This window comes from Zhongshania borealis (genome assembly GCF_039539625.1).
In the GTDB taxonomy this organism is placed as follows: domain Bacteria; phylum Pseudomonadota; class Gammaproteobacteria; order Pseudomonadales; family Spongiibacteraceae; genus Spongiibacter; species Spongiibacter borealis.
This window is the reverse complement of the sequence record NZ_BAABDM010000009.1, coordinates 80882-106466: the sequence shown is the minus strand read 5'-3', so window position 1 is coordinate 106466 and position 25585 is coordinate 80882. Positions and strand designations below refer to the sequence as shown.

Below are 25585 nucleotides of genomic sequence, written 5' to 3'. Positions count from 1 at the left end.
TTGTTGTCATAAAACTGTCTAGTATTAGTCCCGCTACTGTCATATAGAAGCCCTATCCTTGCGCTAAATAGGTGGCGAGGATGCAAAAGGGTGCAGCTAAGACAGCGATACAAAACCATTTGGTTATCAGACATCCATCTCGGCTTTAAAGATTGCCGAGCTGATTATCTATTGGATTTTCTCTCTAAAACCGATTGCGAAACGCTGTATTTGGTTGGTGATGTGGTCGATCTTTGGGCGCTGAAGCGCAGTTTATACTGGCCCTCAAGTCACTACGAGGTGGTTCGCGCGCTGTTTAAAAAAGCCAGTTCCGGTACGCGAGTCGTTTATATTCCCGGTAATCATGACGAACCCTTGCGTGACTATGTCGGCCATATTCTTGGTCCTATAGAAATCAAGCGCGAAGCAATCCACACCACCGTATCAGGTAAACGCTTGCTAATGTTCCACGGTGATTGCCTTGACGAACATATTCGGCTGAGTAAGTGGGAGCATCTTATTGGCGATGCAGCCTATGATTTGCTGCTCTTTCTTAATCGCTGGGCCAACTTTATTCGCCGTCGCTTTGGCCGTAATTATTGGTCTTTGGCGACCTATATAAAACAGCGTATTCCCAACGCCCGCCAAGTCATTAGTGTCTTTGAAGAGGCCGCAGTTCGCGAGGCTGGCCGACGCGGACTCGACGGGGTTATCTGTGGTCATATTCATCAGCCTGCACTTCGCAAAATTAACGGCCTGCTGTACTGCAATGATGGCGACTGGATAGAAAACTGTACTGTTTTGGGTGAATCCTACGAGGGTGACTTGGAGTTGCTGCAGTGGACTGAACACCAAACCTTATTGCAAAGCATGACTGCCAATGGTGGCCCCGTTAAGGCCGATGTACTACCGCTGCGCCGCGCGAGTTGATGGTTAGGAGTAATAAAAATGATATCAGTTGATTCAGTCATTGATGAGCAATTTCCACGAATTTCCAAGGGCAGCCCACGCCTAAGAAAGACGTTAGCGGCCCTGCTTAAATACCTTTTTCACGAGGCCGAATTCAAACAGTTTGAACGTGATTATCCCTATTTACAGGGACTGGATTTTGTTGAGAAAGCGCTCGAATATTTTGATTTTGGCTACGCGGTCAGTGCCTTAGACAAAGAGCGTGTGCCGGTGACCGGCCGTGTCGTGATTATTTCTAACCACCCGATTGGTAGTTTGGATGGTCTGGCCCTCTTAAAATTAGTTTCAGAGGTGCGTTCGGATGTAAAAGTAGTGGCCAATGAATTGCTCTATGCAATAAAGCCGCTGCGCAGTTTGTTGCTACCCGTAGATAATATGAGCGGCAAGCGCAATCGCAAGGAAAACCTGCAAGCGATTCACGGTCATTTGAGTGGCGAGGGTGCAGTGATTATCTTCCCCGCTGGTGAAGTGTCGCGGTTTAGTCCCGCCGGTATTCGCGACGGTCGCTGGCGTAATGGTTTTATTAAATTTGCCGCTAAGGCAAAGGCGCCAATTTTACCGGTGCATATTAATGCGCGAAATTCGGTGTTTTTCTATGCGCTGTCTTTGCTGGCAAAACCCTTGTCGACCCTGTGGTTGATACGAGAAATGTTTAAGCAAAACAATCGCACCGTTCGCGTGACGATCGGCTCTGCCATCGAACACGGTGTTTATCAGAATCTACCGGTCACCGCACCCGCAAAAGCCCGGTTGTTTAAAAAACATTTGTATAAGCTAGGTCGGCGGAAGCGCGCAGGGGAGCCGTGTTTTATGCCGGTTGCGCAGGCAGTTGCGCACCCAGAAGACCGCCAAGAATTACGCGCCGCCATTCGCCAGTGTGATCACTTGGGTAATACCCGCGACGGCATGGAGATCTATTGTTACCAGTACAGCGGTGATTGCACCGTAATGCGCGAGATAGGTCGCTTGCGCGAAGTCAGTTTTCGGGCAGTTGGCGAGGGAACTGGTCGTCGTCGTGATGTGGATTGTTATGACGCTTACTATGACCACATTGTGCTGTGGGATGAGAATCAATTAGAGCTGGTTGGCGCATATCGTTTAAAGCGAATTAGCAGTCTCAATGATGGTGAGACACTTTATAGTGAAACCTTATTCGATTATCAAATTCCCTATGCAGAGGCATACTTTGAGCAGGGGGCTGAGCTAGGTCGCAGTTTTGTACAGCCGCGATACTGGGGGCGCAATGGTTTAGATTATCTCTGGCAGGGCCTGGGTACCTATTTACAGCGTTATCCTGAGGTGCGCTATTTGTTTGGCCCTGTGAGCTTAAGTGACAGCTTGCCGCGAGCAGCAAAGGATTTATTAATTCCCTTTTATCAGACGCATTTTCCCACTAGCCAGGCGTGGGCGAAAGCCAAGAGCCCCTACCGTCCAGAGTCAACAACGATTCGATTCAATGGTGAAGATTACCGTAGCGAATTTACCGAGCTTAAACAGGCCCTAGCAGATTTGTCCTGTGCTGTTCCTACTCTCTATAAACAGTACACAGAGCTGTGTGAGCCGGGTGGAGTGAGCTTTGCTGGGTTTAATGTTGATCCTGATTTTGCCGACTGCATCGACGGCTTGGTGTTGGTGGATATTACAAAAATGAAAGCCGCGCGCCGCAAGCGTTATCTTGGTTCTGAGTCAGCCGACTAAAATTGTAGGCTAGCGTTTAAACGTTAGAATGAACGTGCGATTCTTGATGTAAGTCAGGGATCGCTTTATCGATTTAAGCCTAGATTTTTACCGTATTAGATCCCACGTCTTGTTATTTATTGTTGCCTCCTTATCTTAAGTATTAAGTTGCTCGGCAAATACATTGATTAACCACTCAGCATCATCAACCGGCAAATCGTGCCCCGCACTGTTATGCAGGGTAATTGGCCAGGCGTATTTGCTTGCCAAGAATTCGCTGCAGCGGTAGGAAACCATGCGGTCGGCTTGACTGCTGATAAGTAGGTGAGACGTACTGGCGAGTGTTGCTGGCGCGCGATAACGGGACGCCGCGAGGAGTTGTCGTAAAACATTTATGCGGCTAACTGGCCGCAGTTTACTTATCTTGCACCATATGGCCAACAGGGACGGATCCCTGCTGTGACGATTGCTGACCATGGCAATCGTCGCTCGCTCGCGGGCAATGATGCTCGGCGCAAGTAAAGCACCTATGGCTCTTGGTAGTGCCGACAATTTGAGCCGTTGAAAAAGTGGGCAGTCACCGGTACTGGTGTTAATTAAAATAACTTTAGCAATTTGTTCTGGATTGTTCGCTAGCCAATCAAGGGCGACCATGCCCCCGAGTGACAATGCGACAATGCCAAACGGTGTGCCGTTATTGAGTGTTGCTGGCAGGCGTTGTGCTACGTCTTCACGGATAGTCTGGATACGTGTTGGCGAGGGCCGTTGATGTTCGCTGCCAAAACCGGGCAGGTCGATGCAGTGGCACTGCCAGTTAAGCTGGGTTGCGCAGCGGTCAATAAAATCGCCCCAGTGTGCTTGCTCGCGACCAAGACCGCGCAGGAATACCCAGTGTTTGATCGCCATATTTTAAAGCTGCCGATACCAGAGACTTTGTGCCATTTGTTGCATCTCTCTTTCCTGTTCGCCCTGGGGGCGCCAGTGTTCTATATTCCGGGCCGCTGCCAGTAAAAAATCGATCAGTAGTAAATGCCCGCGCAAGACCCTAGCGTGACGATGCGGCACGGTTGGATTGAACAAACCCGCAAAGCTGAATAATTGTTGGGGATGTTTTTTCACCCACAGCCAAGAACCCATTTCTAATGTGAGTGGCAATAGCGTGATGCCGTCGGCACGACAGCGTTGATAGAAGTAGTCCCAAATATCGCCGTGGCTAAGGTAGTGCATGGCCTGAGGGCCAAAGACATAGTTGTGGTGGGGGAAATTACGTTCCCAAAGCAGTTTAAGGGCGACGTAGCTGCCAATATCGGGGATGGGTAAGCGGCGATAGGCATAGGGAATCCACAAGTGATCTTGAAAGCCGAAACCTGAGTGAAAGTCCACGGCAATGCAAGGGCGGTTAATATGGCAGTGGCGTTGGATTATGTTTTTTAGCGCGATAAATTCCGGTTCAAAATCATCGTCACGGCGGCCGCGATACCAGGGAATTTTTCGCCACAGACGTTGGCCACCGACAAGAAACGGCACTTTATCTTCGGCATCGATCGGTGCGTGGCGATTGAGGTCGACGCCGTTGGGGTTGCAGCGCGAATCGCCGAGCATGCCGCCCGGGTTCACAATCGGTACGGCAACGATACAGATTTCGGTCTCAAATTGGCGACGCCAGTGCTCGTCCCAACGACAGCGTTCTACCACGGTTTCCAGCCAAGCGAGCAAGACCTGCGTGCCAATACGTTCTACGCCGTGAATACCTGCGGTAACGAGTAGGCAATGTTTGGCGGTATCGGGGTTGCCAATGACCAAGGACACCAGTGGCAGCGTAAACTCTTCAGCATAAATTAATGCTTCGGTTCGGCTGTGAATGAGTGGCCCTGCTTGACGACACAATTGTTCTAATGCCAGTAACTCTGATAGGCGTTTGTGCAGGCGGCCACGGCAGGCATCCATGACAGCGGTGAAGTCGGGGAAGTTGGGGCCGTTGATCTCGCTTTTTGGGCTTTCCGGCGGACTGTGGTGAGTACTGTATTCAGTTTGCGGCATTATGAGGTCGATAGTGACGCTGGGCTGCAGGCGTTACCAGTTTTTTGCCAGAGTTTACTGACGAGAGCCTCGTTCTCTTGCCACTGCCCTTGCAGCACCCAGTCACAAATCGCTTCGGCTACATCGGGATAGTGTTGTGGTGTTTGCTCCGGAATATTTTGCAGCCATTGAGCAATGGTCTGTTCGCTGAACGTGTCCATCACGTCGGCCAATTTGAGATGCTTGAGCGCAGTAGCATTGCTTAGTTGTTCCCCCTGGCCTGAAACCGGTTTGGCTAAGGCCGGAATGCCCATGTGGAGGCATTCACTGATTAGCTCGAAACCGGCATTGCAAATGACCGCGCGCGCAGAGCATAAGTCGTGTTTGAAACCGTGAAGACTGGTTTTGCGCTGGCTGACATTGCCGATTTCGGCGTCAGTAAGATCGGGTGAGTATTGAATGAAATGGTACTTGCTAATGTTTTGTAATGCAGCGCTTACTAGCTGCTGATCCTCAAAGGGCAGATACACTAAAATATGCTCGTCGGCAGTAAGCCGGCGTTCGTCAGGATTGATTATTGGTGGCGCAATAGGGCCGTTAAAACGGTCCCAGTGCAGGCCTAAACGGAATTTAGTGGGCGCGAAGTAGCGCATAATTAATTTGTTACGTAAGTCTGCGCCGTTTTCGGGAACCGCGTCATGCGCAAAAGCGTATTGATGGCCGATGCCAATAACCGCTTTGTTTTGCAGACGGCCAGCCCACGCTGTGAGTGGTTCAAAGTCGCTGATAATTGCGTCGTATGCGCTTAAATCTAAGGCGCGCAGGTCGCGGATGAATTGAATAGGCCGCAATTGTCGTAGGGTTTTTAAATTACTAATACGGCCTTTGTCAGTTGCAAAGCTCAGGCCTGGGTAAACGAGATAGTCGCCGAACGCCGCCATATCAAAATATTGGTCCGGCGCTCTGCCACTGAATAAATACTGCACGTCGACATTACGCGCGGCAAAGTGCTTAGCCATCATTCTGGCGCGCGATATATGGCCGTTGCCGGTACCTTGGATACCGTAAAGCAATTTCATAGTGATCCTATTCCTAGCAAGGTGGGTGCAGGCTTGTGGCTAGACCGCCACAATGCTGTGGCCTAAGTGCGCGATAGCAATGCCGAGACTTGCGCCGGCTAAGGTGTCGGTGGGAAAGTGAACGCCTAAGATCACTCGGGAGGCGGCGACGGCTGCGGCCCAGATGAATAGGGGTGCACCTATGACGCCAAAGAACAGCACCGTCATGGTTGCCAGCAAAAATGCCGCGGCGGTATGGCCTGACGGAAAACTGAATTCATCTGATGCGATAATCGACGCGCTAAAAGCGGGAATAGCGGCAGGTGGGCGTCGTCTTCGGCAGGTGTTTTTCAGTACCCAGTAGGCGGGCAGCCACGCGGCAAAGCTGATCAAGACTGCACTAAAATAGGCCAGTCCCTGTTGGATTCCAGCGGCGTAGACCAGAACGGGAAGGCCGAGCTGAAAATAGCCATCTCCCGTTTTTGAAACGCTGCGGGCAATGCGGGATAAGTGCTGCTGGTGGCGCGTGTTCACGCAGGCCAGAAACATTCTTATATCGAACTGATTAATCGACTGTATTAAACGCATAGTATGATCCTCACACTTGAGACCATACCTTTGGCTGTTTGCAGTTGTGTGACAAAGTTATGTCACTTTTAAGACGCGGTATTGTTGTGATGGGCAAGCGCGCAAAGTGCTGCTCGCGGCAAACCTTGATCAGTGATTTAGATTCTGCGCGCCGCAGCTAAGTCGCAGTTGCTTAGGCATTTTCGATGAGCAAAATGCTTCCGCTATGGCGGCGTCGGGCATTGATTTCGCGGGGTAATAACTCGGCAAAGAAATCGTCGATACAGGCTTCCGCAACGTCGATGAAGGGTGGTCGATTGGGATCGGCAATGAGAATTTTCTTTACGCCTGCGTCGATGGCACGCGTGATGAGTTGGTAAAGTGCCTCGCTCATCTCATCCCAAAAGCAGATGTCACTCGCGATAAGGGTGTCGTATTCGCCGAGTTCTTTTTCGCTCAAGGCGGTTAGATCACCGCTCACTGTTTTGACTGCGGTCTGATTGTGTTCTGCGAGTAGAGCAAGATAGGGGAACACGGCGGGGTCAGCGTCGAGGGCGGTGACGTCGGCCTGCTGATACTTGGCGCAATATATGCTGGCCAAGCCCCAGCCGCATCCTAGCTCAAGGACTCGACTGCCGGGTTCTAAAGGGTGCTCATGTAGGTAGTCCATAAGAAGGTAGGCGCTGCCCCACAGTTTATTGCCATGTAAATGGGTCGCAAGGCCGGTGCGCTTGAGGCGGCGCATATCAGGGTGGCTTGATAATAGCGTGGTCACGCCGTAATAACGGCGGCTATGAGGCGTAGAGTCAGGCACGTTGGTCTCCGGCTGCGCGCTGAAAATGCGTTATTTTAAAGTTTGCTTTCGTGGCAGGCGAGTTTTTTATTAGCAGAAGGTCGAATCCCCTTTGGGGCGTTTGCGGAGTATGCTAACCAGTGGAACGAGATTACGACTAAGGCGAGGAGGGAATCACGGTGGTTAAGAAGTTTGATTACGATATGGTGGTATTGGGCAGTGGCCCAGCCGGTGAAAGCGCGGCGTTAAATGCGGTTAAGCATGGTCGGAGCGTTGTGGTGATCGAGGCGCAGGGTACCGTGGGTGGCGCATGTACGCACCAAGGCACCCTCCCGTCCAAAGCCCTTCGGCATATGGTTCGGCAGGCAATTCGCTTTAACCAAACACCTATTTTTCGCGACATTGGCGACGCCCGTACTTTGACGTACCCGCGCTTATTGAGTCATGCCAATGAGGTTATTTCGCGGCAGGTAGATATGCGCAGCCGCTTTTATCATCGCAATCAAATTCGCCTTATCCACGGTGCGGGCCATTTTGTCGATGCACATACGATATCGGTGCGCTGTGCCGATGGTCTCGATGAGGTAATCACCGCCGAGAGTGTGGTGATTGCCACCGGATCGCGGCCTTATCAACCTGCGAATATTGATTTCAGTCATCCCCGTGTCTATGACAGCGATAGCATCCTTAAAATGAATAATACCCCCAATAAAATCATTGTTTACGGTGCGGGTGTTATTGGCTGTGAATATGCGTCGATTTTCTCGGGCATCGGTATGAAGGTGGAGTTAGTGAATAGCCGGGATCGATTATTGGAGTTTTTGGACGACGAGATATCCGACGCCTTAAGTTATAAGTTGCGCAATACCGGCGTAATGATTCGCCATCGCGAGGTCTACGAGTCTGTTGAACTAAGTGATAAAGAAGTCGTTTTGCATTTAGAATCAGGAAAGCGCCTCCACGCTGATGCATTGCTGTGGTGCAACGGACGTAGCGGTAATACCGATGGACTTGGCTTAGAGGAAATTGGTTTGCAGACCGACCATCGAGGTCAGTTGGTGGTCAATGAACACTATCAAACTGCGGTGGCTAATATATTTGCTGCTGGTGACGTAATTGGCTGGCCTAGTTTGGCGAGCGCGGCCTACGATCAGGGGCGTTCGGCAGCGGCCTCGGCGCGTGGCAAGGAGCATTGTCGTTTTGTTGATGATGTCCCCACGGGTATTTACACCTTGCCGGAAATTAGCTCGGTGGGGCAAACCGAGCGCGAGCTAACCGAAGCGAAAATACCCTATGAAGTGGGGCGTGCGTTCTTTAAGGATACGGCGCGCGGGCAGATTAGCGGCGAAACCGTGGGCATGCTCAAGTTGCTTTTCCATATCGATACTCTGGAAATTCTTGGAATCCACTGTTTTGGTGCGGAGGCGGCGGAAATCATCCATATTGGTCAGGCAATTATGAAGCAGCAAAATGGGGGTAATACCTTGCGCTATTTTGTCGAGACCACGTTTAACTACCCAACCATGGCTGAGGCCTATCGTATCGCCGCGTTGAACGGCCTAAATAGGCTCGGGAAATAAGCGAGCGAGACTGCGAATTATGCTTACGCGCTTTTGCAGGAAGTTAGTGCCCGCTAGCGATAGCAGCTAGCAAATGTTGGTGATTATTTTCGAGAGGACATCGCGGTGCGGCAGTACCTAAAACCGCGCTTGGAAATAATGAAAAATTTTTATTGACAGCGTCGCGAGATCATCATAAATAGTGCCCTGAACCACCACGGTTAGCCGAGGTGTTCATTCTGTATCGACGTAGTACTGGAGTGGGCAAGCAATGGCAAGTGACCTAGCTGATGATGATCTCGATGATCTGGTAGAAGATGATTCGAGCGCCGATTTTGATGAGCGGCGGGAAATGGGTGGTCGCGATAGTAGCATCCGCCGCAAAATTGAAGAACGCTTAGAGCGTAAGCGCCTGATGGATGAACTGGATCTACTGGATGACTTCGACCTGTAGTTGCTTTATTTACCCTTAAAAATAGAGCGAGCACCGAGTTCACCACGTAAACGCCACAGATTGTGGCGTTTTTCATATATATCCCCTTGGTTTTGCGATAGGTTATTGCTGAATTCCGACAGCAGTAATACCATCGCTGTATTAGCGTACTTCATTTGCATGCAGCTGCCGGGGACGTTACGGTAGTTGCCTGCGTCTGGCCCGACTCTGTGGTTCAGCAATAATTTAGCCTCATTCAACAATAGGATTTTGTGATGAATTGGAAAGCCTTATCTGCGGTTGTCGTCATCGTCGGAATTGCCGCATTTGTATGGTTTGTATTAGAGCGCTCTGCGACGAGTGAATTTAACGACGAATCTGCGCACCCGGTTGTTATTGACCAAGCAACTCCACCAGAAAAAAACGTTAAGCAAACACTTGCAGTCGAATCCGAAGCGGATTACCGCGAGAAAGAAGCCGAAGTGCCAGAGCCGCCTGCCGCAGTAAATGGCAGTGACGAACAGCTCCGTGCCGCCGCGGCTAAATTGTCAGCGCCTCTTGCTGGCTGGTTGCAACCCTCGGAGCAAGTGCGCAAATGGGTATCGGCTATTGATCAATTGGCTACCTATCGCCTGCCAACAAAACATCTGCCTTTTGTGTATAGCAAAGAACCCTTTTTGGCGATTAAATCGGAAAACGGGCTTACCAATGACCCTGGTAACTACGTCCGTTGGGACGGCATGATCTCGACCGTGACGGCCGCCGACCCCAAGAGTTTAGCTATTTTTTATAAAAAATGGTCGCCGTTTTTAGAGGGCACTTACAACGAGCTTGGCAACCCTCAGTCCTTTGATAATCAACTGCGGGCCATGATTGAGCATTTGCTGGTGGTTGAGCCAATCCCTGCAAACGCCGCGATGAAACGCCCGAAAGTATTGTATGAATATGTCGATCCGGTCCTTGAAAATGCCGACCCACTAAGCAAGTGGATGTGGCGATTGGGGCCAGACAATATGAAAAAGCTACAAACATGGTTGCGTGAGCTAGAAAGCTACCTCTAAGTTTTCTTTGCTTCTCCGTAAATTGCGGGTGCCATCCGTTCGGACGGTGCCCGACGTTCCGTAGCCCGTATACACTTCCCTTATAATACAAATAAAGTTTATGAGGGGTGTTTATGGCGGTAACTCCAGTAGATCTAAAAGGCGCAAAAATTCTGGTGACCGGCCCGACAGGCCAAGTCGCCGCGCCGGTGCTAGAAGCCTTGAGTGGTGTCGCTGAATTGACTGCATTGGCGCGGTTTACCGATAAGTCTGCGCGCTTGGCCTTAGATAAGCGTGGCATACATACGGTTCGCGCTGACCTGGCTGATATGGATAGCCTCGCGTCCTGCCCAAGTGATTTTGATTATGTGCTGAATTTCGCCGTGGTGAAGACCGGTCATTTTGATTACGATTTGGCCGCCAATGGCGAAGGCGTGGGCAATTTAATGGCTCACTGCCGCAATGTTAGAGCCTTTCTACATTTTTCTTCTACGGCGGTCTACGAGTATGCCGGGCAGTCGCCGCGCAGCGAGAATGATGCACTGGGCGATAATCATCGTGCGATGTTTCCAACCTACAGTATTGCAAAAATTGCAGCGGAAACGGTGTGCCGATTTGCTGCACATCAATTTAAAATCCCGACAACAATTGCTAGGTTGAGTGTGCCCTACGGGAATAACGGTGGTTGGCCATACTTTCACCTGCTGATGATGAAAGAAAACATTGCTATCGATTTGCACCCTGACGCGCCCAATAATTACAATTTGCTGCATTCCGATGATTATGTGGCGAAAATCCCCTACTTGCTTGCAGCCGCGACGCCAGAAGTTACGACGACCAATTTTGGCGGTTCGCAGGCGGTGAGTATTGAGGAGTGGTGTGACTATCTTAGCGAGTTAACGGGTTTTCAACCGCGTTTTCAGAGTAATCCAAAAGCCTTCGGCAGCTTGTCGATTGACACCGGAACCATGCATGCATTGATTGGTGAGACGCGTGTCGATTGGCGTCAAGGCATTCGCGAGATGGTGCGCAATATGGCCCCGGAATTACTACTCAAATCGTAGCTCAGCCGGGGCTATTTCGGCAGGGCTTTAGCTACTGATTGCGCGGATGGTGCCGATGAGGTGGGGTTTAATACCCGCTTTGTCGCGGAGTTCAAAATCAAGCCCATCAGCGACCTGCTCAAAATGCAGCTGGACTTGCGTAGGCAAGAAAATCGGCGTTTTAAAGTCGATGTCGCAGTGATAGCGATCGCTCGTGATCTCACCGCTCAACGCGGCTAAGCACGCTGCCTTGCTCCACATGCCGTGAATTACCATGCGTTTAAAGCCCAAGACTTTGGCGCTGATGTCGTGAAGGTGAATTGGGTTAAAATCGCCGGAGGCGCGAGCATAGTTGCGGGCGTCTTGGCGACCAATCGCCAGAATTTTATTCTGACCGTATACACGCGCTGCGCCGCGCGCCGCTTTAGGGCCAGCCGCGACACCGGTTTTGCAGCGTGACAGGTAGCGGCTGGTGTCTTCCCACACTTTTACGCCGTCGGCAAAGGCTTCGCAGTGAAAGCTGAATTCAATCCCTTTGTCGGTGATTTGGTGCTCGGCAACGCGGCATTGCATTTGGACGCGGGTGTTGGCTTTAACCGGCTGCAATTGGCTAATACGATTGCTTAAATGCACGCAGCCCATTGGCGATACGGGAAATTGCTTGTCTAGCATCATTTTCATATGCAGGCGAAAGGCCTGAACATGCAGAAAGGTGACAGGTAGTGTGTCGCTGTTGAGTTCGAAGCCGCAGGTCTTTCGATAGCGTTGTAATTGGCTTTGTGAGTTAAGGATATTGTCTACCCGTAAGCTATGACTAGGAAAGCTGGGTGTTGAACCAGGCTTTTTCCGAGTAACGGCGGCTTTTAGTAACATTGGTAGTGTGCTTGGCAGGCGTTTTAGCGTTAACTCATGACTTGCGGTCATACAACTCTATCTCCATACTGGGGAAATTCCAGTGGTGCAGTATAATGAATAGCAGCGCGGCAATAATTAGCCCGATCATGCTCTTTTTTTTGGATTTCGGCCAATAGCCGTTGATTTGATCCCATTCATCTTTAAACCCAGCAGAAACCGTGTTGAATGACTGAAATAAGTTCAAAAAACCTCTCTGATCTCAGCGACTCCAGCTTCTTAATTCAGCTGGTATATCCCGCCATGCAAGCGATGGGCTTAGATGTTGAGCGTATTGTCAGTGAGTGCCGGATTTCCACCACCTTACTGCAAGATCGCAGCTCGCGCTTTCCCCATGCCGCGCAGCAGCACTTCTGGCGCGTCTTGGAAGAGGTGAGCGGCGATCATCATATTGGCTTACACCTAGCCGACGCAGTGCAGGTCTATCGTGGCCAGGTCTTGGAATACTTGTTTTTGAGTAGTCCCAATTTTGGCGAAGGCCTCAAGCGGGCACAGAGTTATCAGCGTTTGGTAACGGATGCAATGCAGTTTGAACTGCATATTGGTGAAAACCAGTCGAAGCTGGTGTTGGCGTTTGCCGGCGACGATGGCGAGCATTTTCGTCACCGCAATGAGTGTTTTGCGCGATTTTTGATTCGCTATTTTCAGGCGGTTACTGACGGCGCTTTTGTCGCCGACGAAGTCAATTTATTACACGAGGCTGAGGGCGATTCCAGCGAATACAGCAAGGTGATGGGCTGCCCTGTGCATTTTAAGCAGCAGGAAGCCTCATTGGTATTTGCGTCCACTATTCTTGCCACACCGTCTACGCACGCCGAGCCCGATTTGCTGCGCCTTCATGAAAAATTGGCTAGCAAGCAATTAGAGCGCTTGTCGCGCCAAGATGTGGTAGCTGATGTTCGCCAGATCATTGCGGAAATGCTTGAGCTCGGTCAACCTAGTCTGGAAAGCGTTGCTGCGCGGCTAGACATGAATGAGCGGGTGTTGCGCGCTAGGTTAACTGAAGCGGGCACCAGCTTTAACCAAGTATTGGCGGACTACCGTTGCGTGCTAGCGAAGCAACTACTTGCTAGAACTGACGAAAGCATTGCTGACGTGGTTTACCTCACCGGCTTCTCGGAGCCCAGCACCTTTTACCGCGCATTCAAGCGCTGGACTGAACTGACTCCCATTGAATATCGCCAGCTAAAAAAAGCGGCGCATAAAAATTCGGATGACAGCGAATAAATCGGGCGTTAATGGTATTGCGCTAATAGTCATTTCGTTCCCTAAAAAAGCTCGCGAAACGCGGCAGTCCCGACGCTGTCGTGCCTTGGTATTTATAGCTTACCGTGCTGCCAATTGCTGGGGGATGGCGGCGCTGCTCATCGCTAAAGCCAGAACCAATTTTAAATTTGCGCCCCTCTGGGGTTTTCACGATTAATGCGCCCAGCATTCCGCTGTATTTCCCTTTGCCCGGCAGGTAGCCAATAACGACCGCTTCGGCGTCGCTAAAGCGCTTTAACTTCAATAAGTCGTTACTGCGTATGCCGCGATAGGGCGCGCTGCCCAAATGCAGCATAAGGCCTTCACCACCGCCCGTGGTGACGTGATCAAGTTCTCGCATCAGCGCTGCTTCGTCTAAGACCTTATGCTGCTTAACTAGCGCGATATACGGTGAGTTTAAGGTGTTCACTAGTTTCCTTAGTGCCTGCAGGCGAAGATTAAAATCACCAGGCTCAGCAGGTAAATCAAAAACCATAAAGCGAATGCGCTGCCATTGTTCTGAATCTGGAACATGGCGTCTAACCGCGCCAGATACCTCTGCAAAGCGATTGCGACCCATCCATAATTCGCCGTCTAGCGGGGTTGTCGGGAAATCGGCGGTAAACCACTGTGGCGCGGTAAATGTATTGCCCTGGCGTGAAATAAGCTGGCTGCCATTCCAGTATGCGCGAACGCCGTCGAGCTTTTCGCTGACCCAGTATTCATGCAGCTCGATTTCACTGCGGTAGGGTTTGGCCAACATGAGTGCTGGCTTAGTTTTAGTCGCGGTTTGCTTGGCGGCTTCCGCGTAGCCAAAATGAATGTTTAATAAGGCGATGGTGAATAGGATGAGTGCTGGCAGAATCGGTGTGGATTTCATAGCTAATCGCTCCTTGATTTAGCTTGTCGTTATTACGCTGTTCCATTAGCGCTGAAGTATTGATTTTACGCAATTCTTTGGACGCCAAGAACAGCTTCTACGAGTTAATCAACACGACCTTATCTAACCGCGACGCTGATTAAAGCGCAAATTTTACAGCAGGCCGGCCTCGCGATCACCGCGCAGGCAAATGCCTTGCCGCAGTCTGCACTGGCCTTATTGCAGTACCCCCCCCCCCTAATTTTCCAGACGGCTAGGCCTGCTTATTCACTTACTCGGCAGGTATACCGAGTGCAGCTACCGCCAACATAAGCACTGCTAGACCTGCGTAAAGAATGCTGCGACCACGTTCCTTGCGTTTGTGTGCCAGCAATAAAGCGTCTAAGCACTGCATTAGGTAGTAGAGCGCAAACGCCCGCGAGGCGAGGCTTATAACCTCAAATATATCGGTCAGTAGGGTTACTGCTAATGCTAAGCCTGTGACGAGTAAATAAGCGCGGCGCGGCGCTATTTGGTGGCCACTTGCCTCGCTGAATAAACCGCCACCGCCAATGGTGTCGGCGACGGCAGCGCTGAACTGACTCATGAGGGCGGCGATAATCAGCAGTGGCGGTAATACCCAGCTGATTTGTGCGCCAAACTGAATGATTGCTGTCTCGCTTAAGCCCTGTTGGTGGCCGGCCACGGGTAGAATTAAAACAATGAACAATAAGTAAATCAGTGTCGAAAGCCACTGTGCACGACGCATGCTACTGACTCGGGTTTCTGCACTGTATTCATCGCCAATATAGCGAGAGGTCTCAAAGCCCTGCACAATTATCAGCATTCCGAGCAAGCTGCGAACACTGTCGCCATTTAGAACGGGGAGACTAGGAAAGGCTGCTAGCGCAGGATTTGCCAACACTGAAAAGTCATGGCTCATAAGGCCCGCTAGCAGGCCCGCAATTATCGCAAGTTTGATTGAGACGGCGTATTTTTCCAGAGACTCCAGCATGTGCAAACCGCGCCAAATGCCCAAACCACCTATTACCAATAAAATAGCGCCAGTGATTGATTTTGCAGAGAGTTGGAGCTCTGTCGGCAACGCTTCGAGTACAAACGCGGCTAATAACTGTAAGTAAAACGAGACGGAGACCACATAGGCGAAGGCGAGCACTAAGCGCGAGATTTGCTCACGCCGAGCTAGGTTTATCGGCGGCGGAGTTTGCGCGAGCAGCGGTTCAATATGGAGTATGTTGTAGCGCATGGCATCACCTAGGCCATAGGCGGTAACAACAATGGTGAGCATGGCTATGACGGCATAATTGCCGAAGCTTGAGGTGAGCAGTGGCGCGACCACTAAAAAGCCGCTACCGATAATTGAGGCCAGTGGCGTTACTGTTGCACGCCAGCCGCGGGAGCGACGCAGTGCGGGTAGCATTAGTGCAGCTAAAACCAATACGGTAGTGAGTAGAACGGCAATCGTTGTCAAAGTCTAGGTGTCCAGCGTTTTGCGAGATGGTGCGGTGCTCGTGTCATTGTACGGTATTGCTCGTGGCCGGTGGCGCCAATTTGTTTTGCGCCGTTGTGGTGTAATATGTCGCACACAAATGAGCAAACTATTGTAATGGGATGTAATGAGTTTACTACGAATTCGTGCTGGCCAGGCTGCACTGGCCCATATTGAAAGAAATGGTCTGAGCCCCGCTGACATCGCTGCGGTGTTTGGTGCATCTGGCGCGGCGAAGTGGTTGGCGATATACGGACTAGACCGCGCCATTTTTTCAGATTGGCTGGCAGGCGCTCCGCAGCCCATCAATTTGTTTGGCACCTCCGTTGGCGCGTTTAAACTTGCTGGCGCCTGTCGGCAAGATCCAGCCAAGGCACTGGATGATTTAGCGCATGCCTATATCGAGCAATCCTATCCAAATGGCTTTAGCGCCGAACTTATCGATATAGAAACTCAGAAAATACTGGACACGGTTGTTGATACCGCTGGTGTAGCTGAAATACTTTCGCATCCGGTATTTCGCTATCATTGCGGTACGGTGCTGGCTAAGGGACTCATGGCGAGTGCGGGAGAAACGCCACAAAAATACGCTATGGCGCTGGCCTTTGCGCTAAACGGATTTGGCCGCAATATTCACACCAGCCGAATGCAGCGGGTGATATTTGCCGATGACCGGGCAGACCACACCTTGGCCGGTCGGGATGCCTATGTAAGCCATCGGGTAGGTTTGAATCAGGATAATTTACGCGCGGCTGTCACCGCATCGGGTTCAATTCCAGTGGTGATGAAGGGGGTTAGCGACATACCCGGCGCACCGCTTGGCATGCACCGCGATGGTGGTTTGCTCGATTACCATCCTGTGCCTGGAAATGTGTGGCAGGGTGATGGCCTCGTGCTATACCCACATTTTTATTCAGAAGTGACCTCTGGCTGGTTTGATAAATACTTCTTTTGGCGCAAGACCCCTAAGGCGCTGTTAGATAAAGTGGTGTTGCTTAGCCCGTCGGAGTCGTTCTTGGCGTCTACTGAGCTGGGTCGAATTCCTGATCGCCGAGACTTTTTGAAGATGCAGGGCGACGATGTCACCCGGCAGCGATTGTGGTGGGATTCTGCTAATCGGAGCCTAGAACTCGGTGAGGCATTTTTGGAAATGGCTAAGTCAGGGAATATCGCGTCGATCATTGAACCGATTTGAGTTCACATACGCCTTTTGTTCAGGATGATTTTTCCATTGCTGATACTTGCATGCGGCTGGCAGTAAGCGGTGTGCCATTGTATGAAGTTTCGAAGTCTTCGGTTATTTTGAAACCAAACTTTTCATACAATGCTCTAGCCGGTGTATTAGATTTTGCAATATTTAGCGTAGCCGGATGCTTAGCCTTATTAATTAGCTGCGCTAAGAGTTTCTGTCCTACGCCTTGGCCACGTGAGGCTGGATGGACAAATAATCCACGAATTTCCGCGTCACACACCGCGCCATAGGCAATTACGCCGTTGTCGTCGCAGACCAAAATATCACTTTCTAGCAAAGCGTTTAGGCGTGGTTTGTCGTCGAGTAGGGGTAATAGTTTAAACGCGCTTGATTCAAAACGAAGCTCATCGAGTTTCGAAAGCGTGTATATTTTTTCTATACAAGGAAAGTCGGATTTTTTTGCTTGTCGAATAATCATGAGCTTAAATTTTGCGCCTCTGAACTTTAAAAACGGTGTATCTCAGCGCCGGTATTCTGGAAATAGCCTTAGCCACGCGCCTTCATTTCCGGCAAGAAGGCTTAAGCTGCGTGGGCTCGGTGTTTTACAGGTTTTTGCATTCATCTCGCGTGCCAGTTCGGCTAGTGCTGGAGATAGGTAGATGATGAGGTCGCAATGGAGCTGGCCTTCTGACTCATGGCGAGTGAATATGGCCGCATCATTAGATGTTTCCTGCGTGTGGTAGTGAGCCGCGAACTTAGCGTCAACACATTCGAGCGCCTCGGCCGCAAGCATTGCGTCACCGAGATTTATTGAGAACCAATTTTTCACCGCTAGCTTCGCTCGCTTCTCCAGCGCTGGCCGGTTTGGGCTTACATACGCCCCCTTTCTGGTCATTTTTAGTACGTCGTGCCGGCTTTCGCTTTGTTAATGATGTTTTGGTGTTCAGATTTTATGGGCATGACTTTGAACGGACTAACATTGGCGCCGCCGGTATTGCCCTGGGGTACTAAGCCGATCGCGGTTTTTGTTGTTGCGCCGACAACGCGAAACGCTTGGCCAAAAATTTCTTTGAGGCGACCGTTTCTCATAGCCCACTTTAGCATTTGCCAATGCACATTTACGTGCCAGTAGGTGGACTCTTGGCCGATGACGTGAGCGTTTTCAAGGTGCTGGAATTCCGCATTAATGTCGCCGTTTGCACGCGCCTGAGCAGCTTGTTCAATTTCCGTTTGTACATGTGGCGCAATGTTTTTAGTGAATACGCTGGTCATGTCAAATCCTCCAAAATTTGCTGCGGCGGGAGGTGATTTGCTCTGATGCCGCGGCGGTTTTCAGGGTATTACCATTTCATCATTGGCGCCGGGTTCAATGGGTGCTTAATAAACCAACGCGCCGCTCGTTTCGCGAGATTTTTGTGAAAGCCAGCATTGGGGAAAGTGGCTTTAACAGTCTTAATATATGGCTTTGGAATGCCGAATGTAAACAGCGCCAAGGAGAAGTCGACCAAGTCGCCCTTTCTGAAAAGCTCAACAAGTGGGTAGGCGGCGTTTTTGTACTCGCGAAGTTTGTGGTGTTCGTTGATCATGAGGGTAATTTCCTCGGCCCAGTCTTCGCGGTTATTTTCCTTTAAGTAGACCGTGGCGGGCGGTATTGACGGTGGGAGGTAATCGAGTGTGTCGTCGACCCAAATGCCAATATCGTGAAATGCCGCGGCAATGATGATTTTCTCGCGCTCCTGCTCATTGCAATCTTTGAGGGCGAGGCATAGGTGAATCATGCGATAAACATGGTTTCTATAGCCGTCATATTCGCTGCCGATGAGGGCTTTCCAGTCGCTGAGAATCTCTTCGAGCAGGGGGATATTTTGTTCAATGTCCACGGAGCCGTCTCAATTATTGTTGGTATGCGCATAACATAACGGTTTTTTTAGATTATTGTTAGGCCGTTTTTGAGCGGCAATAAAAAAGCCCCGCAGCGCAAAGGCTACGGGGCTTTTCAGTTTGCGAGTTTAGGTTTTATGCACCAAACCAAGACTGGCCGCAAACGCGGACAGTATTGCCGCTAACACCGCGCGAGGCAGGGTTGCCGAAGAAGGCGATTGTCTCGGCAACGTCTACTGGTAAGCCGCCTTGTGACAGAGAGTTCAAGCGGCGACCAAACATCCGAGTGAATAGCGGGATAGCTGCAGTCATGGCGGTTTCAATAAAGCCTGGCGCCACGGCATTCACGGTAATATTCCGCGCTGCGAGCTCTTCTGATTGGGCCATAAAGTCGACGTAACCAATAACGCCGGCTTTCGAGGCTGCGTAGTTAGTCTGACCGCGCTGACCGCCGATGCCGTTCATGGATGAAACACCAATGATGCTACCGCCGTCGTTTAGCGCGCCGCTGCTGAGTAGTTCGCTGGTGATACGCTGTGCGGCAGCGAGGTTGATATCTAGGGTCATTTGCCAGAATTGCTCAGACATATTGGCAATGGTTTTGTCACGGGTTACACCGGCGTTGTGAACAACAATGTCGGCACCGCCAAGTGCTTTGAGGGCTGCGGCAATTTTAGCTGGGGCATCGCTGCTGGTGATGTCGGCAATCACCGGCTGACCCTTAAGGCGCGACATGATTTGCGCAAGGTCGTTTTCCATCTGCACAACATCCACACCCACTACAGTGGCGCCGTCGCGAGCAAGTGTTTCTGCGATTGCCGCGCCAATGCCTCGTGAAGCGCCGGTGACGAGGGCAATTTTACCGGCTAAAGGCTTGTGCCAATCGGCGTTGTCACTCACTGCGGCGCTGCGCACACGAATAACCTGGCCGCTTATATAGGCAGACTTTGGCGACAGAACAAAGCGTAGGCTGCTGTCCAAGTTGGCTTCGGCGCCTTCTGCAATTGTAATCAATTGTGCGGTCGCACCTTTGCTGCCCACTTCTTTTGCCAGTGAGCGGCTAAGGCCTTCCAATGCGCGCTGAGCGGCAGCGGCTTCGGGGGTGGCGCATGCCATATGCGGGCGGCCAAGGATTACGATACGGCCGCTGGGGCGTAATTTGCGGATGTTGGCATTAAAGAAGCGGTAGGCTTGAATTAATTGCAGGCCATCGGTAAAGCCGCTGCCATCAAAGACCAGCGCCTGGTAACTATCGGCAATGACGGTTTCTACGGTGCTGCTTGCTTGCGCGGCGCACTCGGTGGTTAGTGCTAAGCGGGCGTCGCTGTCGGCAAGGTTGCTGAGTGTTACATCAACCAGCTTGGCATTGTTGCCAGCACCAAACAGCAGTGCGCCACTAAAAAAATTGTTTTGCTCAGAATCGTAACGTAGTAATTCGGTGGGCACAGTTACACCCAGTGCCCCCATTAGCTTTTTGCCAACGCTTGAATTGATCAGGTCTTCGAATTTGTCACTCATACTGTGTGCTCCGCAGCCCTAGAGGGCGATTGTCTGAATTCTGTTTACTTTACCGGTGCCGAGGACTATTTTTTGCTGATGGCGGCCGATAATGCTCAGCGGTTTAATGCCGTGGCGCGCATTGTAACGGTTCGTCAAGGTAACCGGATTGACAGCACCGCGCTTGGCAGCCGTCGCTTCAGCCAATGCCGCGGGATTCAGGCTTGTTACACTGCGCGCACTTTACGCTCCATCTAACACCTTTTTAATTTCACACCGAGGTCCAGATATGACACAGGCTATTAAGCGCGTTGCTATCATCGGCGGTAACCGAATTCCTTTTACCCGTTCAAACACAGCCTATTTTGGTGTCAGCAATCAAACTATGCTCACCGCGGCAATTGAAGGCTTAGTACAACGCTACAATTTACAGGGCGAGTGTCTGGGCGAAGTGGCGGCCGGTGCTGTAATGAAGCACAGCCGGGACTTTAATTTAACCCGCGAATCGGTATTGGGCACTTCGCTGCACGCTAATACACCTTGTTTTGATATCCAGCAGGCCTGCGGTACTGGCTTGCAAGCCATTAACTTGGTAGCGAATAAAATCGCGCTTGGGCAAATTGATGCTGCGATTGCCGGTGGTGTTGATACGACCTCTGACGCGCCGATTGGTGTTAGTGAAGGTTTGCGGAAAATTTTACTGCAGGTAAATAAGGCGCGTTCTTTTGGCGAGCGCGTTAAGCCGTTTTTGCAGTTGCGCGCCAAAGATGTGGGCGTATTGATTCCGGCTAATGCTGAGCCGCGCACGCGCTTGTCTATGGGTGGGCATACCGAAATTACGGCTAAGGCCTGGCAAATTCCTCGTGATCAGCAAGATGAACTGGCGGCAGCAAGCCATCAGAACTTAGCGGCTGCCTACGAGCGCGGTTTCTTTAACGACTTAATCACCTCGTTTAACGGCGTGAATAAAGACAATATTTTGCGTCCAGACACTACCGCCGAGAAATTGGCCGGTTTAAAACCCGCATTTGATAAAGAAAGTGGTCAGGGCACTTTAACGGCGGGTAACTCTTCTACGCTAACAGATGGCGCATCTGCAGTGCTTTTGGCTAGCGAAGAGTGGGCTGCTGAGCGCGGCTTGCCAGTTCGCGCGTATTTGAGCTTTGTGGAAACTGCTGCGGTAGATTTCTTTGGTAAAGATGGTGCTTCTGAGAAAGAGGGTTTGTTATTAGCGCCGGCATACGCCGTGCCGCGGATGTTGGCAAAAGCTGGTTTGAGCTTACAAGATTTTGACTACTATGAAATCCACGAAGCCTTCGCCGCGCAAGTTTTGGCAACACTCAAAGCCTGGGAAGATGAGTCATTCTGTAAAGATAAGCTCGGTCTGGATCGCGCCCTCGGCAGTATTGATCGCAGCAAGTTGAATGTTAATGGTAGTTCACTTGCGGCGGGTCATCCCTTTGCTGCGACGGGTGGCCGTCTTGTGGCTACTTTGGCAAAAATGCTGGAAGAAAAAGGCAGTGGCCGCGGCTTGATCTCGATCTGTGCAGCGGGTGGTCAGGGCGTAACAGCCATAATTGAACGTTAATTCGATACCTCGCTAGGGCGTTCGCCCTAGCTGAACGCCCTAACGGTCAGCGTTTTAGTTGGCCGTTTTACTTTCCGTAACTCGCACAATCCCCTTGTTCATAACCCGTTACCTTCTCGTCGGCGCAGGCACTACAGGCATTGCCGTAGGTTTGATGGCGCTGCGAAGGGCAGGGCGTGGTGACACATTGTATACCTGTGTTGACGTGCCCGCAGACCGGTACATACTCCCGTGTACACATCTGTTGGCGGGGCGCTTCACAGTGTGTAAATCCCTCGGTTTCTTTAGTGTCTGCCGCGGGCTGTGATGTTGCGCAAGCACTGAGCAGGCCAGCACTTAGGGTTAGCGTTAGGCTGATTTTGGTGGTGCGTAGAAAGGTCTTTATCTGCATTGCTCGATCCATTGTTGTACTTAATTCGTCAATACCCGGTGCGGTAAGTGAACTCTGGTCTTTAAAAACCATCATAGCAAGAAGCTATCCTGTCCATGATAATTTAATATTTTAGGTATGAATAGGCTTTTGCTAGTCTGGCATCAAGACATAGAAATTCATAGGAGTATGTATATGGAAAGCATCGATATTGGTATTAGCGAAGCGAATCGTGAAGAAATTGCCGGAGGCCTAAAGGCCTTGCTGGCAGATTCTTACACCCTATACCTGCAAACACACAATTTTCACTGGAATGTCACTGGGCCGCGGTTTCGCGACCTCCACTTGATGTTTGAGGAGCAATACACTGAATTGGCGCTGGCGGTAGATGATATTGCTGAGCGAATCCGTACCCTCGATGTGGCCGCGCCTGGCACCTACAAAGAGTTTGCACGTCTAAGCTCCATTGAGGAGGTGGACGGTGTGCCTACTGCAAATGCCATGGTGGACTTCCTTACTAAAGGCCACGAGCAGGTCGTAAAAACGTGCAGAGTGGTCTTGAAAACGGCGCAGCAGGCCGATGATGAGTCCACCGCGTCGCTGGTGTCTGATCGTATGCGTATTCACGAAAAGGCCGCATGGATGCTGAGGGCGATTAATAAATAGTGTAACAAGGCTGTGGGCGCATGTTGCGGTATTGGGCAGGGGCTTAATAACATCAATCGAAAATGGCGAGAATAGCGGAAGGCTGTTAGAGCATGATTTTGTTGTTTTAAATCACCAGCGCCATCACCTCACCGCTGAAAAGGGGCTGGCGAGCGCAATGCTTGATGCGCCGGAAATCCCCAAGCTCGGCCAGGCGCGCAATGCCTTGGTAGTGTGGATGTCTAAGGGTGGTTCGCCGGCAGTAATACAGGCCGTGGCCAGTTATTTTTAATTGGCATTGGTCTGCTGGCTTATGGCATCGCGCCAGGCTTGCCGCGTTTTACGCTGTACATCTTTTGGTCCGCCACTTTCAGCAAACTTTCGTAGTCTGTGCCATGGCGCGGGTAAACGGCATAGCCGATGCTCGCGGATATTTGGTAGGTGGTTTCTTCTAAATGCAGCGGTACTGCCAATGCGTCGGAATATGCGCGGATCTTTTTCTTAATCGTGTCGCTATCGTTTAAGCCTACTAGCAGCATGCAAAATTCATCGCCGCCAAGGCGGGCAATAATATCGCTACTTCTGCTGTGCGCGCGTAAGCGCGTGGCAAATTCCACTAAAATGATGTCACCACTGTGATGACCAAGGGTGTCATTGATATTCTTAAAATCATTTAAATCAAAATACAAAACACAGAAAGTGCCGTTGTTGACGCTTGCGTCGAAAATAGCGTGTTCAATTTTATCTATAAAATGACGGCGATTTGCCAATCCGGTGAGACTGTCGTGATGGGCTAAGTGTACGAATTTATTGTGCTCAAATTCAAAGAGACCGCGAAGCTTTCGATTTGATAAATCGTAATACACCGTGATGAAAACGATAAATGCGATTGCGGTAAAAAGTCCGGCGAACTCGGCCAGCGTTTGCGTCTCTACGGCGATCACATTGGGAAAAGTAAATCCGTAATTGGCTGCGGCGAACAGCATAGAGTTTAGCACAAAAGTAATGACGCTCCAGGCAATACCAGCGGTTCCACTAATGCAGAGGGTAGCTAGTGCTGGAATAATAATGGTACAGGGGGTGAAGGGAGAATAAATTCCCGCCGTATACCAAATAAGGTAGACCAAACCAAGGCCTAAGCTGATAAGGCTGATATTTAAAGCGAGTATTTGACGGCCGGTTGAACGCAAAATAATAAGGGCGGCAGCAATGCCGACAATGGCGATCAAGCCAAAGGTGCGAAGTACATCTAGGCTTTCGATCTCAATATTAAAGCCAAATTGGGCAAGCAGGATGATCGTGGCAATGTAAAATAGAGTGCCCCATAGAATACTGACCACAAACCGGTGACGATAAAGCCGATACTCATTAATGCCGGGGACTTGCGGGAGCCACGGCTCTATTAAATAGCTGCGGATAAGATTGGGAATGTGCTGCATTGCGGCTAATCTCGGTGTATTGGTGTTGTGAATCTCTTATTGTTAACTACACCAAAATCGTTTGTGTAACGTAGCCGGCGCCCATAATAGTCAAAAAAGCAGCTGCTCGCTACCCCATAGAAATTAGCCCTAAATGGGCGCCAATGTATTTTATGCAGTGCTCGCAGCATATTGTTGACGTTTTTCTTGGTACATCTTTTGATCAGCGACCTGAATTAGCGCTTCATAGCAACTCCCGTCATTGGGGTATATCGCGTAGCCGATACTGGTCGATATTTGATATCGCGTGTTTCCCAGCGGCAGTGGTTCTGCAAGCGCGAGATAAAACACCGCTATTTTTTTCTGGATCACATCGGCATCACTTAAACCGGGAATAATCATGCAAAACTCGTCGCCACCGAGGCGGGCAATGATGTCGGTGCTGCGATTCAGCTTACGTAGGCGTTTGGCAAATTCGCGGAGCACCACATCGCCACTGTGATGGCCGTAGTTATCATTAATTTCTTTAAAGTTATTCAAGTCAAAATACAATATGCAAAAAGTGCTGTCTCTGTATTGTGCTTTCGCAATTGTAGATTCTATGTGTTGGGTGAAATGACGACGATTTGATAGACCCGTTAAGCTGTCATGGTGTGCTAAGTCGATGAATTTTTCGTGTTCCTCACCTAAGAGCTCACGGAGCTTTCGCGATGTTTTGTCAAATTTAATGACGGTGTATAAGGTCAATGAGCCTGCGGTAAATAGGCCGTAAAATTCAGCGACGGCAAAATTGTGTGGGGCGATGATACTCGGAAATACGTAGCCGTAATTGGCTGCAATAAATAGAAAAATACCTGAAGAAAATACGGCTACGGCCCAGAGAATTCCCGCGCCACCGCCAATACTGAGGGTGGCTAGTGCGGGTATCGCAATTGCGCAGGGATTGACCGGTGAGTTAATGCCACCTGTCTGCAGGCTAACGAAGACAAAGCCGATAAAAAGTGTGGCGATAAAGACATTCAGCGCGGCAATCCGGTTTCCGTCAAAGCGAATGATCATAAGCGCCAATAGAATGCCGCTGGCAAGCACTGCTGATACATGAGTAACAAGTGTTTTCCCCTGCGGTTCTAAGATCAACAGAAAATGGCAGCTGAGGATCAACAGGCAGGTATAACCAAGGGTGCTCAGTAATACACTGACCACAAATCGGTTCGCTAATTGTTGGTGATTCGACAAGCCTGGTTTCTTGGGTAACCAAGGTTGAATGACCTGCGTTGTAAGCCAAGATGATTCTGACATTTACTGCAATCCATTCCATTATTGTAAATGAT

At 50.4% G+C, this 25585-nt stretch carries 28 protein-coding genes; 11 read left to right on the top strand and 17 right to left on the bottom strand.

Annotation, left to right across the window (positions count from 1 at the left end; genetic code table 11):
* Positions 1-90: 90 nt before the first annotated feature.
* Together ABD836_RS16860 and olsF are read left to right on the top strand one after the other, a co-directional pair.
* On the top strand, positions 91-909 hold the full coding sequence (locus ABD836_RS16860) for a UDP-2,3-diacylglucosamine diphosphatase (protein WP_344938230.1): 819 nt from the start codon (positions 91-93) through the stop codon (positions 907-909).
* Positions 910-927: 18 nt separating this feature from the next.
* Entirely contained in the window at positions 928-2646 is a 1719-nt protein-coding gene (gene olsF, locus ABD836_RS16855) for a bifunctional ornithine lipid synthase OlsF (protein ID WP_344938229.1), read from the top strand.
* A gap of 135 nt (positions 2647-2781) precedes the next feature.
* On the opposite strand, the gene ABD836_RS16850 is transcribed toward olsF, so the two are convergent.
* The 5 genes from ABD836_RS16850 to ABD836_RS16830 all read right to left on the bottom strand — a co-directional run bounded on the left by ABD836_RS16850 (position 2782) and on the right by ABD836_RS16830 (position 7083).
* Entirely contained in the window at positions 2782-3531 is a 750-nt protein-coding gene (locus ABD836_RS16850; RefSeq protein ID WP_344938227.1) for an alpha/beta fold hydrolase, read from the bottom strand.
* Positions 3532-3534: 3 nt separating this feature from the next.
* Positions 3535-4665, bottom strand: coding sequence for a DUF2817 domain-containing protein (locus ABD836_RS16845; RefSeq protein ID WP_344938226.1), 1131 nt, complete (start codon positions 4663-4665; stop codon positions 3535-3537).
* Positions 4665-5723 carry an MJ1255/VC2487 family glycosyltransferase gene (locus tag ABD836_RS16840; protein WP_344938224.1) on the bottom strand — a complete coding sequence of 353 codons (1059 nt, stop codon included), beginning with the start codon at positions 5721-5723 and terminating at the stop codon, positions 4665-4667. The genes ABD836_RS16845 and ABD836_RS16840 overlap by 1 nt, the downstream gene beginning before the upstream one ends.
* Positions 5724-5762: 39 nt before the next feature.
* The gene (locus tag ABD836_RS16835) at positions 5763-6290 is read right to left on the bottom strand and encodes a phosphatase PAP2 family protein (protein WP_344938222.1); all 528 of its coding nucleotides are present in this window, start codon (positions 6288-6290) and stop codon (positions 5763-5765) included.
* Between the two features lie 172 nt (positions 6291-6462).
* Complete coding sequence (locus ABD836_RS16830) at positions 6463-7083, bottom strand: class I SAM-dependent methyltransferase (protein WP_344938220.1); 621 nt, start codon at positions 7081-7083, stop codon at positions 6463-6465.
* 158 nt (positions 7084-7241) lie between these two features.
* Between ABD836_RS16830 and sthA the strand changes: the two genes are divergently transcribed.
* Together sthA and ABD836_RS16820 are read left to right on the top strand one after the other, a co-directional pair.
* On the top strand, positions 7242-8642 hold the full coding sequence (gene sthA / locus ABD836_RS16825; RefSeq protein WP_344938218.1) for a Si-specific NAD(P)(+) transhydrogenase: 1401 nt from the start codon (positions 7242-7244) through the stop codon (positions 8640-8642).
* A gap of 250 nt (positions 8643-8892) precedes the next feature.
* Positions 8893-9075, top strand: coding sequence for a PA3496 family putative envelope integrity protein (locus tag ABD836_RS16820; protein ID WP_344938216.1), 183 nt, complete (start codon positions 8893-8895; stop codon positions 9073-9075).
* A 5-nt stretch (positions 9076-9080) separates the two neighbouring features.
* Here the strand turns inward: ABD836_RS16820 and ABD836_RS16815 are convergent, their stop codons facing one another.
* Positions 9081-9296 (bottom strand): hypothetical protein, encoded by a 216-nt coding sequence (locus ABD836_RS16815; protein ID WP_344938214.1) that lies wholly within the window; start codon positions 9294-9296, stop codon positions 9081-9083.
* A gap of 33 nt (positions 9297-9329) precedes the next feature.
* On the opposite strand from ABD836_RS16815, the gene ABD836_RS16810 reads away from it, so the two are divergent.
* Together ABD836_RS16810 and ABD836_RS16805 are read left to right on the top strand one after the other, a co-directional pair.
* Positions 9330-10115 carry a DUF3014 domain-containing protein gene (locus ABD836_RS16810; protein ID WP_344938212.1) on the top strand — a complete coding sequence of 262 codons (786 nt, stop codon included), beginning with the start codon at positions 9330-9332 and terminating at the stop codon, positions 10113-10115.
* A gap of 113 nt (positions 10116-10228) precedes the next feature.
* A complete protein-coding gene (locus ABD836_RS16805) occupies positions 10229-11158 on the top strand; it encodes an NAD-dependent epimerase/dehydratase family protein (RefSeq protein WP_344938210.1) in 930 nt (309 codons plus the stop codon).
* Between the two features lie 27 nt (positions 11159-11185).
* On the opposite strand, the gene ABD836_RS16800 is transcribed toward ABD836_RS16805, so the two are convergent.
* A complete protein-coding gene (locus ABD836_RS16800; protein ID WP_344938208.1) occupies positions 11186-12061 on the bottom strand; it encodes a MaoC family dehydratase in 876 nt (291 codons plus the stop codon).
* Between the two features lie 156 nt (positions 12062-12217).
* Here ABD836_RS16800 and ABD836_RS16795 point away from each other — a divergent pair, with 156 nt between their 5' ends.
* Positions 12218-13276, top strand: coding sequence for an AraC family transcriptional regulator (locus ABD836_RS16795; protein WP_344938206.1), 1059 nt, complete (start codon positions 12218-12220; stop codon positions 13274-13276).
* Between the two features lie 22 nt (positions 13277-13298).
* On the opposite strand, the gene ABD836_RS16790 is transcribed toward ABD836_RS16795, so the two are convergent.
* A complete protein-coding gene (locus ABD836_RS16790) occupies positions 13299-14174 on the bottom strand; it encodes a DNA ligase (protein WP_344938204.1) in 876 nt (291 codons plus the stop codon).
* Positions 14175-14445: 271 nt separating this feature from the next.
* Positions 14446-15645, bottom strand: coding sequence for an APC family permease (locus ABD836_RS16780; protein ID WP_344938202.1), 1200 nt, complete (start codon positions 15643-15645; stop codon positions 14446-14448).
* A gap of 145 nt (positions 15646-15790) precedes the next feature.
* Here ABD836_RS16780 and ABD836_RS16775 point away from each other — a divergent pair, with 145 nt between their 5' ends.
* Positions 15791-16858: a hypothetical protein gene (locus ABD836_RS16775; protein ID WP_344938200.1), complete on the top strand. Its 1068-nt coding sequence runs from the start codon at positions 15791-15793 to the stop codon at positions 16856-16858.
* A gap of 19 nt (positions 16859-16877) precedes the next feature.
* On the opposite strand, the gene ABD836_RS16770 is transcribed toward ABD836_RS16775, so the two are convergent.
* The 5 genes from ABD836_RS16770 to ABD836_RS16750 form a co-directional block, all read right to left on the bottom strand.
* The gene (locus ABD836_RS16770; protein WP_344938198.1) at positions 16878-17333 is read right to left on the bottom strand and encodes a GNAT family N-acetyltransferase; all 456 of its coding nucleotides are present in this window, start codon (positions 17331-17333) and stop codon (positions 16878-16880) included.
* A 42-nt stretch (positions 17334-17375) separates the two neighbouring features.
* On the bottom strand, positions 17376-17750 hold the full coding sequence (locus tag ABD836_RS16765) for a hypothetical protein (RefSeq protein ID WP_344938197.1): 375 nt from the start codon (positions 17748-17750) through the stop codon (positions 17376-17378).
* Positions 17751-17752: 2 nt separating this feature from the next.
* The gene (locus tag ABD836_RS16760; RefSeq protein WP_344938195.1) at positions 17753-18127 is read right to left on the bottom strand and encodes a DUF3703 domain-containing protein; all 375 of its coding nucleotides are present in this window, start codon (positions 18125-18127) and stop codon (positions 17753-17755) included.
* Between the two features lie 68 nt (positions 18128-18195).
* Positions 18196-18735: an HD domain-containing protein gene (locus ABD836_RS16755; RefSeq protein WP_344938193.1), complete on the bottom strand. Its 540-nt coding sequence runs from the start codon at positions 18733-18735 to the stop codon at positions 18196-18198.
* A 136-nt stretch (positions 18736-18871) separates the two neighbouring features.
* On the bottom strand, positions 18872-20254 hold the full coding sequence (locus ABD836_RS16750) for a 3-oxoacyl-ACP reductase (protein ID WP_344938191.1): 1383 nt from the start codon (positions 20252-20254) through the stop codon (positions 18872-18874).
* A 268-nt stretch (positions 20255-20522) separates the two neighbouring features.
* Here ABD836_RS16750 and ABD836_RS16745 point away from each other — a divergent pair, with 268 nt between their 5' ends.
* Positions 20523-21821 (top strand): acetyl-CoA C-acetyltransferase, encoded by a 1299-nt coding sequence (locus tag ABD836_RS16745; RefSeq protein ID WP_344938190.1) that lies wholly within the window; start codon positions 20523-20525, stop codon positions 21819-21821.
* A gap of 67 nt (positions 21822-21888) precedes the next feature.
* On the opposite strand, the gene ABD836_RS16740 is transcribed toward ABD836_RS16745, so the two are convergent.
* Positions 21889-22287: a hypothetical protein gene (locus ABD836_RS16740; protein WP_344938188.1), complete on the bottom strand. Its 399-nt coding sequence runs from the start codon at positions 22285-22287 to the stop codon at positions 21889-21891.
* Between the two features lie 99 nt (positions 22288-22386).
* Here ABD836_RS16740 and ABD836_RS16735 point away from each other — a divergent pair, with 99 nt between their 5' ends.
* The gene (locus tag ABD836_RS16735; RefSeq protein WP_344938186.1) at positions 22387-22857 is read left to right on the top strand and encodes a Dps family protein; all 471 of its coding nucleotides are present in this window, start codon (positions 22387-22389) and stop codon (positions 22855-22857) included.
* Between the two features lie 31 nt (positions 22858-22888).
* On the top strand, positions 22889-23128 hold the full coding sequence (locus tag ABD836_RS16730) for a hypothetical protein (RefSeq protein WP_344938185.1): 240 nt from the start codon (positions 22889-22891) through the stop codon (positions 23126-23128).
* A 19-nt stretch (positions 23129-23147) separates the two neighbouring features.
* On the opposite strand, the gene ABD836_RS16725 is transcribed toward ABD836_RS16730, so the two are convergent.
* Entirely contained in the window at positions 23148-24275 is a 1128-nt protein-coding gene (locus tag ABD836_RS16725; RefSeq protein ID WP_344938183.1) for a diguanylate cyclase domain-containing protein, read from the bottom strand.
* A 150-nt stretch (positions 24276-24425) separates the two neighbouring features.
* Complete coding sequence (locus ABD836_RS16720; protein ID WP_344938181.1) at positions 24426-25553, bottom strand: diguanylate cyclase domain-containing protein; 1128 nt, start codon at positions 25551-25553, stop codon at positions 24426-24428.
* Positions 25554-25585: the final 32 nt, after the last annotated feature.

Bases quoted from the DNA above. Each gene is read 5' to 3' on its own strand.
- olsF (WP_344938229.1), top strand. From the start codon at position 928: ATGATATCAGTTGATTCAGTCATTGATGAGCAATTTCCACGAATTTCC.
- ABD836_RS16850 (WP_344938227.1), bottom strand. From the start codon at position 3,531: ATGGCGATCAAACACTGGGTATTCCTGCGCGGTCTTGGTCGCGAGCAA.
- ABD836_RS16845 (WP_344938226.1), bottom strand. From the start codon at position 4,665: ATGCCGCAAACTGAATACAGTACTCACCACAGTCCGCCGGAAAGCCCA.
- ABD836_RS16840 (WP_344938224.1), bottom strand. From the start codon at position 5,723: ATGAAATTGCTTTACGGTATCCAAGGTACCGGCAACGGCCATATATCG.
- ABD836_RS16835 (WP_344938222.1), bottom strand. From the start codon at position 6,290: ATGCGTTTAATACAGTCGATTAATCAGTTCGATATAAGAATGTTTCTG.
- ABD836_RS16820 (WP_344938216.1), top strand. From the start codon at position 8,893: ATGGCAAGTGACCTAGCTGATGATGATCTCGATGATCTGGTAGAAGAT.
- ABD836_RS16810 (WP_344938212.1), top strand. From the start codon at position 9,330: ATGAATTGGAAAGCCTTATCTGCGGTTGTCGTCATCGTCGGAATTGCC.
- ABD836_RS16805 (WP_344938210.1), top strand. From the start codon at position 10,229: ATGGCGGTAACTCCAGTAGATCTAAAAGGCGCAAAAATTCTGGTGACC.
- ABD836_RS16800 (WP_344938208.1), bottom strand. From the start codon at position 12,061: ATGACCGCAAGTCATGAGTTAACGCTAAAACGCCTGCCAAGCACACTA.
- ABD836_RS16795 (WP_344938206.1), top strand. From the start codon at position 12,218: ATGACTGAAATAAGTTCAAAAAACCTCTCTGATCTCAGCGACTCCAGC.
- ABD836_RS16790 (WP_344938204.1), bottom strand. From the start codon at position 14,174: ATGAAATCCACACCGATTCTGCCAGCACTCATCCTATTCACCATCGCC.
- ABD836_RS16775 (WP_344938200.1), top strand. From the start codon at position 15,791: ATGAGTTTACTACGAATTCGTGCTGGCCAGGCTGCACTGGCCCATATT.
- ABD836_RS16770 (WP_344938198.1), bottom strand. From the start codon at position 17,333: ATGATTATTCGACAAGCAAAAAAATCCGACTTTCCTTGTATAGAAAAA.
- ABD836_RS16765 (WP_344938197.1), bottom strand. From the start codon at position 17,750: ATGACCAGAAAGGGGGCGTATGTAAGCCCAAACCGGCCAGCGCTGGAG.
- ABD836_RS16760 (WP_344938195.1), bottom strand. From the start codon at position 18,127: ATGACCAGCGTATTCACTAAAAACATTGCGCCACATGTACAAACGGAA.
- ABD836_RS16750 (WP_344938191.1), bottom strand. From the start codon at position 20,254: ATGAGTGACAAATTCGAAGACCTGATCAATTCAAGCGTTGGCAAAAAG.
- ABD836_RS16745 (WP_344938190.1), top strand. From the start codon at position 20,523: ATGACACAGGCTATTAAGCGCGTTGCTATCATCGGCGGTAACCGAATT.
- ABD836_RS16740 (WP_344938188.1), bottom strand. From the start codon at position 22,287: ATGATGGTTTTTAAAGACCAGAGTTCACTTACCGCACCGGGTATTGAC.
- ABD836_RS16735 (WP_344938186.1), top strand. From the start codon at position 22,387: ATGGAAAGCATCGATATTGGTATTAGCGAAGCGAATCGTGAAGAAATT.
- ABD836_RS16725 (WP_344938183.1), bottom strand. From the start codon at position 24,275: ATGCAGCACATTCCCAATCTTATCCGCAGCTATTTAATAGAGCCGTGG.
- ABD836_RS16720 (WP_344938181.1), bottom strand. From the start codon at position 25,553: ATGTCAGAATCATCTTGGCTTACAACGCAGGTCATTCAACCTTGGTTA.